This is a genomic window from Janthinobacterium sp. PC23-8 (genome assembly GCF_002250505.1).
In the GTDB taxonomy this organism is placed as follows: Bacteria; Pseudomonadota; Gammaproteobacteria; order Burkholderiales; family Burkholderiaceae_D; genus Janthinobacterium.
Genome location: NZ_NJGY01000001.1, coordinates 1,149,961 through 1,161,729 on the forward strand (window position 1 = coordinate 1,149,961; position 11,769 = coordinate 1,161,729).

Annotated in this window: 8 protein-coding genes; 1 reads left to right on the forward strand and 7 read right to left on the reverse strand. The window is 64.1% G+C overall.

Annotation, left to right across the window (positions count from 1 at the left end):
• Positions 1 to 88: 88 nt before the first annotated feature.
• Complete coding sequence (locus CD932_RS05025; RefSeq protein ID WP_094441671.1) at positions 89 to 2,242, forward strand: S9 family peptidase; 2,154 nt, start codon at positions 89 to 91, stop codon at positions 2,240 to 2,242.
• A 33-nt stretch (positions 2,243 to 2,275) separates the two neighbouring features.
• On the opposite strand, the gene CD932_RS05030 is transcribed toward CD932_RS05025, so the two are convergent.
• From CD932_RS05030 to CD932_RS05060, 7 genes are all read right to left on the reverse strand, one after another.
• The gene (locus CD932_RS05030) at positions 2,276 to 3,577 is read right to left on the reverse strand and encodes an MFS transporter (RefSeq protein ID WP_094441672.1); all 1,302 of its coding nucleotides are present in this window, start codon (positions 3,575 to 3,577) and stop codon (positions 2,276 to 2,278) included.
• 129 nt (positions 3,578 to 3,706) lie between these two features.
• Positions 3,707 to 4,438 carry a BON domain-containing protein gene (locus CD932_RS05035; protein ID WP_094441673.1) on the reverse strand — a complete coding sequence of 244 codons (732 nt, stop codon included), beginning with the start codon at positions 4,436 to 4,438 and terminating at the stop codon, positions 3,707 to 3,709.
• Between the two features lie 98 nt (positions 4,439 to 4,536).
• Positions 4,537 to 5,193 carry a hypothetical protein gene (locus tag CD932_RS05040; RefSeq protein WP_094441674.1) on the reverse strand — a complete coding sequence of 219 codons (657 nt, stop codon included), beginning with the start codon at positions 5,191 to 5,193 and terminating at the stop codon, positions 4,537 to 4,539.
• Between the two features lie 256 nt (positions 5,194 to 5,449).
• On the reverse strand, positions 5,450 to 7,189 hold the full coding sequence (locus CD932_RS05045; protein WP_369679808.1) for a methyl-accepting chemotaxis protein: 1,740 nt from the start codon (positions 7,187 to 7,189) through the stop codon (positions 5,450 to 5,452).
• A gap of 221 nt (positions 7,190 to 7,410) precedes the next feature.
• Positions 7,411 to 8,874, reverse strand: coding sequence for an efflux transporter outer membrane subunit (locus CD932_RS05050; protein ID WP_254926464.1), 1,464 nt, complete (start codon positions 8,872 to 8,874; stop codon positions 7,411 to 7,413).
• 49 nt (positions 8,875 to 8,923) lie between these two features.
• On the reverse strand, positions 8,924 to 10,522 hold the full coding sequence (locus CD932_RS05055) for a DHA2 family efflux MFS transporter permease subunit (protein WP_094441677.1): 1,599 nt from the start codon (positions 10,520 to 10,522) through the stop codon (positions 8,924 to 8,926).
• Between the two features lie 6 nt (positions 10,523 to 10,528).
• Positions 10,529 to 11,725 carry an HlyD family secretion protein gene (locus CD932_RS05060; protein ID WP_094443463.1) on the reverse strand — a complete coding sequence of 399 codons (1,197 nt, stop codon included), beginning with the start codon at positions 11,723 to 11,725 and terminating at the stop codon, positions 10,529 to 10,531.
• Positions 11,726 to 11,769: the final 44 nt, after the last annotated feature.

An 11,769-nucleotide genomic window follows, 5' to 3' on the forward strand; every position in this document is an offset into this window, starting at 1 on the left:
GGCAAGTAACGCTCCCCCTGCTTGGCATACGGCAAACTGATGGGCAATAATGTTGCTCGTCGTCTATATTCACTCCAGGATCCCGCCCATGACATCACCCCGTCTTCGCCGTTCCCTCGCTTCGCTGCTGATCGCAGCGTCGTGCGTTTCGCTTGCCCATGCTGCCGAATCCAATGCAAGCACATCCGCTGCCGCGACCCCATCCGCCAGACACGCCATCACCCACGAAGACGTGTGGCTGATGAAACGGCTCGGCGCACCCGTCGCCAGCCCAGACGGGCGCTGGGCCGTGTTTGCCGTGGTCGATGCCGCCTACGACAGCAAGGAACAATGGTCGGACCTGTGGCTCAAGTCGTTGACCGACAACAGCGACGATACCCCGCCGCGCCGCCTGACCTTTTCCAGAGGCGGCGAAAGCGCCGTCGCCTGGTCGCCCGACAGCCGCCAGCTGGTATTTGTCGCCAAACGCGATGGCGACGAGGCCGGCCAGGTCTACCGCCTCGACGTGGCGGCCGGTGGCGAAGCGCAGCGCCTGACCAGCTTGACCATGGGCGCGCGCATGCCGAAATGGAGTCCGGACGGCAAGCAACTGCTGTTTATCAGCGATATCTATCCGGGCAACAAGAGCGAAGTGGACGTCAGGCAAGGCGCGAAGGAGCGCAAGGAACGCAAGTACAGCGCGCGCTCGTATGAAACGACGGCGCCGCGCTACTTCGACAAATGGCTGACCGACAAGCAGGTGCGCCTGTTCGTCATGGACGCTCAGGCGGATGCCACGCCGCGCGATATTCTGTCCGGTACGCAACTGACCGACCTGCCCGGCTTTGGCGGCGGCCAGGGCGATGAAGGCCAGTCGCTCGACGCCATCTGGACGCCGGACGGCAAGGGCATCGTCTTCAACGCCGCCACCAACCACGATGCGGCCCAGCGCGCCGCCACCTACGCCCAGCTGTATCTGGTGACGGTGGCCGGTGGCGAGCCACAGCGGCTGACGCAGGACCAGCGCAGCTATAACGCTTTGAGATTCTCGGGCGACGGCAAGACCCTGTTTGCCCTGAGCGACGCCGAAACGCCGGGCAAGGTGTATGACGTGAAACGCCTGGCCAGCTTTGCCTGGCCGCTGACGAACCCCGCGCCGGCCATTCTGACGGACAAGCTGGACCGTTCGATCTCGCGCTTCGTACTGCCGGACGGCGGCCAGCGCATCGTCTTCAGCTATGAGCACGCGGGGCTGGAAAAACTGTATTCGATCGATGCGAAAGGCGGCGAGGTGCGCGAGGAACCGTCGCTGGCGACCGGCAGCATCAGTTCGCTCAGCAGCGGCGGCAAGGCCGTGGTCGGCGTGTGGGAGTCCAGCATCAATCCACCGGAAATCTATGCCTTCAATGGCAAGCAGCCGAAACGCCTGACGGACTTCAATACGGAAAAAGCCGGCAAGATAGCCTGGCAGGCGCCCGAACATTTCTGGTTCAAGACGGCCGACGGCCGCGCCATCCACAATATGATCGTCAAGCCGGCCAACTTCGACCCAAGCAAAAAATACCCGCTGTTTACCGTGATCCACGGCGGCGCGGCCAGCATGTGGCGCGACCAGTTCGTGCTGCGCTGGAACTATCACCTGCTGGCCAAGCCCGGCTATATCGTGCTGCTGACCGACTACAAGGGTTCCACCGGCTATGGCGAAGAATTTGCCCGTTCGATACAGTTCGATCCGTTGAAGGGGCCGGCCGACGAGATCAACCAGGGCGTCGATGAAGCGATCAAGAGATACCCGTTTATCGACGGCACAAAGCTGGCCGCTGGCGGCGCCAGCTATGGCGGCCACCTGGCCAACTGGCTGCAGGCGACCACCACGCGCTACAAGGCCATCGTCTCGCATGCGGGCGAAATGGACTTGATCATGCAGTGGGGCACCAGCGACGGCGGCTTTGGCCGCGAAGTCAATGCGGGCGGCCCGGTCTGGTCCGGCCTGCCCGTGTGGCGCGATCAAAGCCCGCTCATGCAAGCGGGCAACCACGACAAAGGCACGGGGTTCAGCACGCCGATCCTGATTACCGTTGGCGAACTCGACTACCGAGTGCCGGCCAACAATGCGCTGATGAACTTTGCCGTGCAACAGCGCCTGAACGTGCCGGCCAAGCTGCTGGTGTTCCCGGACGAAAATCACTGGATCATGAAGGGCGAGAACAGCCGCTACTTCTATAGCGAAGTGCAAGGCTGGCTCGCAAAATACCTGAATTAATCGCTTTCAGCGCCGTCAAAAGCCAGTCCCTGTTCAAGCAGGGCTGGCTTTTTTGACGTGCGCCACGGCGGCATGCTGGCGCGCAATCGCCAGCACCATCAGCGCCGCCACCAGGCACGCGGCGCCGGCCGCGAACAGGGCCGGATTGTAGGTCAGCATCAGGGTGCGGATGCGGCCCGCGCCATAGGCGGCCACGGCGGCGCCCAACTGGTGGCCGGCGAAGATCCAGCCAAACACCATGCCCGCCCTTTCCTTGCCAAAGGTAGCGCCCACCAGTTTCACGGTTGGCGGCACGGTGGCGATCCAGTCCAGGCCATAGAACATGGCGAACAGCGACAGGCCGTACAGCGTGAATTCCGAATACGGCAGCCAGAACAGCGACAGCCCGCGCAAGCCGTAGTACCAGAACAGCAGCTTGCGGTTGTCATAACGGTCCGACAGCCAGCCGGACAGGATCGTGCCGAACAGGTCGAAGGCGCCCATCATCGCCAGCACCGACGCGGCCGGCACGGCCGACAGGCCGGAGTCGCCGCACAGGGAAATGAAGTGGGTCTGGATCAGGCCGTTGGTGCTCAGGCCGCAGATAAAGAAGGTGGCGAACAGTATCCAGAAAGTACGGTGGCGGGCCACGCTGCGCAGTGTCAAAAAGGGCGTGGCAAAGGTCATTTTGGCGGCAGGGGTCACGACAAGCGGCGTGCTGGTGTCAGCGCCATAGGCGCGCAAGCCCACGTCTTGCGGCCGGTTGCGCATGCAGAAAAACGCCAGCGCGGCGACCAGGGCACAGCTGACGAAGACGGGAATGACGGCCATGCGCCAGCCCACGTGCTCGATCAGCCAGGCGCCGACGGGCAGGAACAGCAACTGCCCGGTGGCCGAGCTGGCCGTCAGCACGCCCACCACCAGGCCGCGGTGCGTATCGAACCAGCGGTTGGCCACCACCGCACTCAGGACCAGCGCCGTCATGCCGGAACCCAGCCCCAGCAGAATGCCCCACAGCGCCACCAGATGCCAGAACTGCGTCATGCGCGTGGCCAGCACCATGCCGCAAGCGATCAGGCCCAGCGCCACGCAGATGATATTGCGCAGGCCAAAGCGCTCCATCAAAATGGCGGCAAACGGCCCCATCAAGCCAAACAGCACGAAGCGCACGGCCAGCGCCGACGAGATCTGCTCCACATCCCAGCCGAACTCGCGGCTCAAAGGCTGCAGCAGCGCACCGGGCAGGCCCAGCGCTGCCGACGAGGTCAGGGCGGTCAGAAAAGTGATGGCGACGATGACCCACGCAAAATGGATGCCGCGCCGCGCCAGCCATTGCGATACAGGAAGGGAAAGCATGTGGACCCCATGAAAACCAGAACGCCGGATGGCGCGTGGATTTCATGATATATGACGATCATACTTAATACAATCAAATTAAAGCGGCAGTTTTTTACGCTGCCGCCGTGCAGGCCAGGAGCGATGGCCTTATTTCACCTTCAAGCCATTCTTCACATCGGTCACTCCTTCCACGCTGCGCGCCAGGTCGGCGGCTTTCTGCACCTGCGCCTGCGAAGGCACGAAGCCGCTCAGCATGACGACGCCGTTGACGGTTTCCACGTGTACGTCCATCGCTTTCAGGTCGTCATCCTTGACCAGATCGGCCTTGATCTTGGTGGTAATGACCGTGTCGGCCACCACATTTTTGGTGCTGCCGGCGGCATTGCGCGTCATGCAGGCGGCTTTGTCGGCCGCATCCATGGCGTCGCAATTTTCGCCCCTGGCAGGCGACGGGTTCTGCGCCACGTTGGTGCCGGCGGCGGCGCCCGTGCTGGCGTCGGCCAGGGCGGCGCGCTGCCGGGCCTTGGCGTCGGTCATGCAGGTGGTCTTGTCGGCGCCGCTGCGCTCGCCGCACTGGGCCTTGGCCAGGTCATATTCGGCATTGGCGATATCCTTGCGGGCCTTCGATAGCTCGCGCGGGGTATTGCGGTGCTGGGCCACGGCATCGGACTCGGCCTTGGCGCGGGCGACCTTGGCTTCTTCCATGCAGACTTTTTTGGCATTGCCGGCCTGGCCGTCACAGGCGGCCCTGGCTTGCTTGTAAGTCGCCGCCGCCTGGTCGGTCAGGGCCTTGTACGACGTATCTTGCGCATGGGCCGGTGCAGCGGCAAGCAGGGCACTGGCGCTGGCGGCCAGCACGAAGGAGAGCATTTTGTTCATGATGGGTCCTCGCGGTTTGGTTGATGCCACGATTAAACCCCGGTCGCGCGCAAACCTCTGTGCGACAGCGCACCCAGTTCAGTCTTCCGGAGCAGCAACTATCGACCTTCCAGCCCCTGGCGCCATAGCAGCTCGGCCTGCCTGAACGGTGTTTGCGCCGTGTCAAACACCGCGCTGTCGCCAGCCAGCGCCAGCCAGGCCCGGGTGTCGTGCGAGCCGCCGGCCTGGCGCAGCGAACCCAGCCAGGCCAGCACGTCCTGGTAATCATCAATATGGCGCGCATGGACCCAGGCCAGCGCCACCAGGTCGGCATACCCCTCCTCGCGGCGCGTCTGGCCTTGCTCCCGCACATCGCCGTCGATAGCGCCGCGCTCGACAAAGCCGCGTGGCAAGGCATGCCAGTCGCCCTGCGCATGGCGCTGGCAGTGGCCGATCTCATGCGCCGCCATGGTGGCGATCATCAGGTCCTGGCTTGCGGACGGCACGCCCTGCAGCGCCGTTTCCGCCTGGGCATTGCCGCGCATTGACAGCACCAGCTTGCAGCGCCCGCCGTCGAAACCGAGCGCCAGCGGCACGCTGCCGGGCGCGTCCTGGGGCTGGACCACGATATCGAGCGGCAAGCCCTGCTCACGCGCATAGTTGACCACCGGCGCGGCCGCTTTCAGCCAGCGCATCTCCAGCGGGTTCAAGGAGGAAGCGGCCATCGCGGGAACGGAGAATAGAACCAGACTCAACAGCGGCAACAGTTTCAGCATGGCAGACACAGTCATCAGGGGAGAGCATCGATATTGCAGAGTAAACCGGAAAAACGTTTCCACAAGGAAAAAGTAGCAACTTTTGCGAAAAAAAAACCGGCGCAATGGCCGGCTTCCAAGTGTGATCACAGTGGCTGTTTCAACTGTTTATTGTTTGACCCTGGCGGCGGCCATCAGCAGCGGGAACAGAAAGTGTTTCATGGGGACCCCGGCAAGACTATGGTGAGGTCTCCGTTGTATGCGAGCCGAGCGCCGCTTAAAACTCTTCCCACTCATCATTGGCCGGCGCCTTGGGCGCCAGCTTTTTCGGCGCGGGTTGGGCTGCTCGCTTGGGTTGCGCCTTGATTGGCGCCTTGACTGCCGGCTTGCTGACCGCCATCGCCGCCTTGCGTACCGGCGCTGGCGCTGGCGCCTGCACCTGCACTTGCACTTGCGCATGATCGAGCTTGAAGATGCTGACCACCTGCGACAGGCTGCCCGCCTGCTCTTCCAGCGAGGCGGCGGCCGAGGCCGACTCTTCCACCAGCGCCGCATTCTGCTGCACCACCTGGTCCATCAGGCCGATCGCCTGGTTGACCTGTTCGATGCCCGACGACTGCTCGCGCGTGGCAACGCTGATTTCGCCCATGATGTCGGTCACGCGCTTGACGCTGTCGACGATGTCCTGCATGGTCGCGCCCGCTTCATCGACGAGGCGCGCACCGGTGCCGACGCGCTCGACGGAGTCATCGATCAGCGACTTGATTTCCTTGGCGGCCTGGCTGGAACGCTGGGCCAGGCTGCGCACTTCGGTGGCGACCACGGCAAAGCCGCGGCCCTGCTCGCCGGCACGCGCCGCTTCCACGGCGGCATTCAAGGCCAGGATATTGGTCTGGAAGGCGATGCCGTCGATCACGCCGATAATATCGACAATCTTTTTCGACGACTCGTTGATGGCGGCCATGGTCTGCACCACCTGCGCCACCACGGCGCCACCCTTGACGGCCACGCCGGAAGCGGACACGGCCAACTGATTCGCCTCGATCGCGTGCTCGGCGTTCTGCTTGACGGTGCCCGTCAACTGCTCCATCGAGGTGGCGGTTTCCTCGATCGAACCGGCCTGCTGTTCCGTGCGGTTCGACAAGTCCAGGTTGCCGGCCGCGATCTCGCGCGAATTGGTGGCGATGGTCTGCGTGCCGGCGCGCACCTGGCTGACGATGGTCACCAGGCTGTCGCGCATGCCGCGCATGGCGTATAGCAGGCTGGCGCGGTCGTTCGGCCCGGTGGCGATATTGACCGCCAGGTTGCCGGCGGCAATTTCGCCGGCGATGGCGGCTGCATAGCCCGGTTCGCCACCGAGCTGGCGCAGCAGGCTATGGCTGATGCGCCAGGCGGCGGCCGTGCCGATGGCGATCGCGCCCAGGCACAGCAGCACCATGAAGAAGAAGAAGCTGCGCGCCACATGGCTGGCGCTGTCTGCCTGTTCGCGGCTCATCTTTTCTTCCAGGTCGATCAACTGGTTGACCGACGCCAGCCAGCCCGTAAAGGCCGCCGCGCCCTGCTGCTGCAGCAAGGCGGTGGCGCCGGCCACGTCATCGGCCAGGCGCAATTGAATCACCTTGGCGATAATCGGCTGGGCCTTCGCTTCGCTGGCCTTGATGGTGGCCAGGGCCGTACGCTCAGCCTCCGTCACGTCCTTGCCGCCGATGATCTGGTCCAGCGGCGCGGCCGCCTGTGCGTAGTTGGCGGCCAGCGTTTCGATGCGGGCAATTTCCGGTTTGGCCGCAGCGGCGTCGGCCGCCAGCACCACGTCGCGCAAGGCGATTGCGCGGTCATGCACGCTGCCGCGGAAATTGATCGCATGGCGCTGCTTGACGTTGTTGACGTCGCTGATACCGGTCAGGATGGCGTCGATCTTTTGCACGCGGTTGATGCCGAGCGCCGTAACGATGATCAGCAGCAGCAGGACCAGGCCAAATCCCGTATAAAGCCGGGTGCTGATTTTAGTGCTTTGCATATCCATCCATTCACGAAAGTTATTAAATTCACCATTAAATTAATGTTGAATTTTGGAAATAAAGTTAATTTATCACAATTTTTACCCTGCCGCATGGCGATCTAAAAAAGTGCATTATAGAAATTTAAAATGCATGATGGAAAATTAATTTTACCAACGCTACGGGCCGGCGGCGCCACCGCCGCCGGCCACGCTCACGTAAACAGTGGACCTTGGGAGCCTCAGTGCGACACTGCGAACTTGGCCAGGTCGCCCTGCGGCTGCCAGCCCGCGCCCAGCGCGCGGGCCACGGCCACGGTCGCCAGCAGGCGCTGGGTCTTGATCTGCACGGCGGCGCGGTCGGCCGCCAGCGAGCTGCGCTGGGCGTCGGTCACGTCGAGGTAGTTCGACACGCCGCGCTCGTAGCGCGTGCGCGCCACCAGGTAGGCGCGCGCCGCCGCCTGCTGCGACAGGGCCTGGGCGTCGCCCTGCAACTGACGCTGCTCCACGTCCGACAGGGCGTCTTCCACTTCGCGCAAGGCCGTCAGCAGCTTCGTTTCATGGTTGGCCAGCGCTTCGTTGTAGCGCGCCTTCGACAAGTCGAGGTTGGCCTGATTGCGGCCACCGTCGAAGATCGGCAGCGACAGCGCCAATGGCCCCACGCTGAACTGGCGCGAACCGCCCTGCGCCAGGTCGCGCAGCTTTTCCGAGGCATAGCCGAAATTGCCCGTCAACTGCAGCGACGGATAAAACGCGCCTTCGGCCACGCCCACCTGCGCATTGAGCGCGCGCAGGCCCGCCACGCTCGACACCAGGTCCGGACGGTGCGACAGCAACGTTGCCGGCAGGCCGACGGGAATCGCGGGCGGCTGCGGCAAGGCGGCCGGGTCGCCGGCCAAAGGCAGTTGCAGCGCCGCCGGCGCCTTGCCGGTCAGGGTCGCCAGGCTGTTTTCCAGCCCGTTGCGCTGGCGTTGCACCTCGTGCAGGTCGGCCTGCGCGTTTTGCAGTTCGACCCTGGCGCGCGCCAGGTCCAGCTCATTGGTCAGGCCCGCGTTGAAGCGCGCCTCGACCAGTTGCAGCGATTCGCGGCGGGTACCCAAGGCGCCGTTGAGGATCGTCATTTCCGCGTCCAGCCCGCGCAGCTGCCAGTAGTTGCTGGCCACTTGCGCCGACAGCATCTGCAGCACGCCGTCGCGGTCCGCCTGCGATGCGAGTACCTGCGCGTCGGCCGCTTCGACCAGGCGTTTTACGCGGCCCAGCAAATCGAGCTCATACGACAGCGAGCCGCCGACCGAGAAATTGTTGCCGCTGATCGAACGGTGGCCCAGCGCCAGGCCCTGCGAGGTATTGGCCGAGGTGCGCGCATTCGACATGCCGGTGCTCAGGTTGACGTTCAAACCCTGGTTGGCGCGCGCCGTGCCGCTTTGCGCCAGCGCCTGCAGCAGGCGTTCGCCGGCCGCTTTCACGCCCGGGTTGTCGCGCAGCGCGCTTTGCTCCAGGCCGCTGAGCGTGTCGTCGCCGAACACGCGCCACCAGTCGGCCGGCAACTGCGCTGCGTCAGTGCTGCCGTTAGCATGGCGGAAGGTGGCGGTATCGATGCCGGCCACGTTGGCGGGCGCCTTGAAGTCCTGGCCCACGGTGCCGCAGGCCGAGAGCAGCACGGCCAGCGAGGCGACTGCGGCGAATTTGGTCATAACTGTGTTCATGATGTCTACCTTCTTGTTCTTGAATGGGCGCGGTCGTCGCAATGGACAATCAATGTCCGCCGCCACCGCCACCGGGGGCTTTGAGTTTGTCGGCCAGCCATAGCGGCACGATACAGGCGATCAGAATCGCGCCGACCAGAAAGAAGCCGTCGTTGTACGCCATCACATACGCTTCGCGCCGCACGATGCCGTCGATCGCCTGCAAGGCCTGCTTGCCGGCCGTGACCGGATCGAAACCCTTGGCCATGAACGAGGACGTCAGCTGGTCGATGCGCAATTGCGTGGCGCTGGAAAACGCGTTGACCGCTTCGCCCAGGCGCTGCGAGTGAAAGTGCTCGCGGGTGCTGAGCGCCGTGGCCAAGAGCGCAATGCCGACCGAGCCGCCGAGGTTGCGCGTCATGTTGAACAGGCTCGAGGCCGACGCCATGTCTTTCGGCCCGATGCCCTTCATGGCGAAGTTCGACAAGGTCAGCATCACGAAAGGCTGGCCCAGCGCGCGCACCACCTGCGACCACAGCAACTGGTCGTAACCGGTGCTGGCGTCCATATAGGCGTTCATCAGGCAGGAGCCGCCAAACAGCAGCAGGCCGATCGAGCACAGGATGCGGTTGTCAACGGTGGAGGACAGCTTGGCGACAAACGGCATGATGAACAGCTGCGGCAAGCCCACCCACATGATGACTTCACCGATCTGCATCGGCGAGTAGCCGGCGATCTGGCCCAGGAACAGCGGCAGCAGAAAGGCCGAGCCGTACAGGCCCATGCCGGTCACGGCCGACAGCACAGTGGCGACCAGGAAGTTGCGCTGGCCATACAGCCCCAGGTTGACGAACGGTTCGGCGCGCGTGGCGCTGGTGACCACCCAGCCCAGGATGCCCGTCAGGGCCAGCGCGGCAAAGGCGATGATGAAGCCGGAGTCGAACCAGTCCTTGGAATTGCCCTCTTCCAGGAAAATCGTCAGGCAACCGAGACCGAGGGCCATGAAGAAAATGCCCAGCCAGTCGGCCTTCCAGAACAATTTGAGGTTGCTCGGCTCGCGGTCCAGGCCATAGATCATGCCGACGATCAGCAGCGCGCCCGGTACCCAGTTGATATAGAAGATCGACGGCCAGCCATACAGCTCGGACAGGTAACCGCCCAGGGTCGGCCCCATCGCCGGCGCCAGCGTGGCGGTCAGGCCAAAGATGGCCATGCCGGTGGCGCGCTTCGAGGCCGGCAGCTTGAGCATCACCAGCGTGAACGCCATCGGGATCAGGGCGCCGCCCGTAAAGCCTTGCAGCATGCGGAACACGATCATGCTTTCCAGGTTCCAGGCCGCACCGCACAGGGTGGAGAACAGCAGGAAAAACGCGGTGGTGCCGATCATGTAGCTGCGGATGCCGAACACGCGCGCCAGCAGCGCCGTGAGCGGAATGACGATGATCTCGGCCACCAGGTAGGCGGTGGAAATCCACGAACCTTCTTCCTGGGTAGCCGACAGCGAGCCCAGGATATCCTTGAGCGAAGAGTTGGTGATCTGGATGTCGAGCACCGCCATGAAGGCGCCCAGCATGCCGGCGGCGACCGCCAGCCAGGTACGCCCGGAGACCTTGTCGTCGAGCACGGGAAAGGCTGGCGGTTTCGCCAGCGTGGTGGTGGGGCTGCTCATGGGACGTTAGCGGGCAGCGTTCGCGGGTGCGGCGGCGTGGCTCGCAGGCTGTGCAGCTTGCGCGTCAGGCTGGTTGACTTCCACTTCGGCCACCACCGACATGCCCGGCACCAGGCGGCCGTTCATGGCCTTGATATCCTGCGGCTGGAACACGATCTTCACCGGCACGCGCTGCACGATCTTGGTGAAGTTGCCGGTGGCGTTATCGGCCGGCAGCAGTGCGAACTGGGCGCCCGAGGCCGGCGCGAAACTGTCCACGGTGCCGACCAGTGTCTTGCCCGGCATGGCGTCAACCGACACCTGCACGCTCTGGCCAGGGCGCAGGTTGGCCAGCTGGGTTTCCTTGAAGTTGGCGGTCACCCAAACATTGTCCTGCACGATGGCCGTCAGTTGCTGGCCAGGTTGCACGCGCATGCCGGTTTCCACGTTGCGCTTGCCGATGCGCCCGGCAACGGGGGCCAGGATGCGGTTGTATTGCAACTGCTGTTCGGCGTCTTTCAGTTGCACGCGCAACACATCGACCTGCGCCTTGGCCACGTCGCGCGCAGCTTGCGCCGCACCGATCTGCGCCTTGGCGGCCACCACGCTGTCACGGCGGGCGGCCAGGTCGGCCACGGCGCCCGAACGGGCCGCGTTGGCTGCGTCCAGTTCCGCTTTCGATACGGCTTTCATCTGGCTGGTGTACAGCTGGCCGTAACGCTCGGCGTCTTGTTTCGTGCGCAGCAACTGGGCGTCGGCCTGGGCCACCTGCGCCTGGGCCGCGCTCGCTTGCGCCTTGACTTGCGCGATCTGCGCGTCGGCCTGCAGCACCTGCTGCTCGGCGCTGGCGATCTGGGCAGCGATCTGCTCGGTCTTCACGCGCTGGTCAAACGGATCGAGTTCGGCGATCACGTCGCCCTCTTTGACAATCTGATTGTCATCGATGAAGACCTTGGTGACCACGCCTGAAATGCGCGACGACACCGGGTGCACGTGGCCGGCCACATAGGCATTTTCCGTTTCCACGAAATAATGACTGCGGTACCACATGCGGGCGCCGGCGCCCAGGGCGACCAGCACGATCAGGCCGGCGATAATCTTGACGCGGTGATTCGGCGCGTCGGGAGCGGCAACTGGCGCGGGTGCAGGAGCAATACGGGCGGCCACGGGACCTGCTGGCGGGACGGTGCCGGATGGCTCGGCGGAACGGGACGGGGTGGGCATGCTGCGCTCCAAAATGAAATGATATAGGTTCATTATTGGACAAA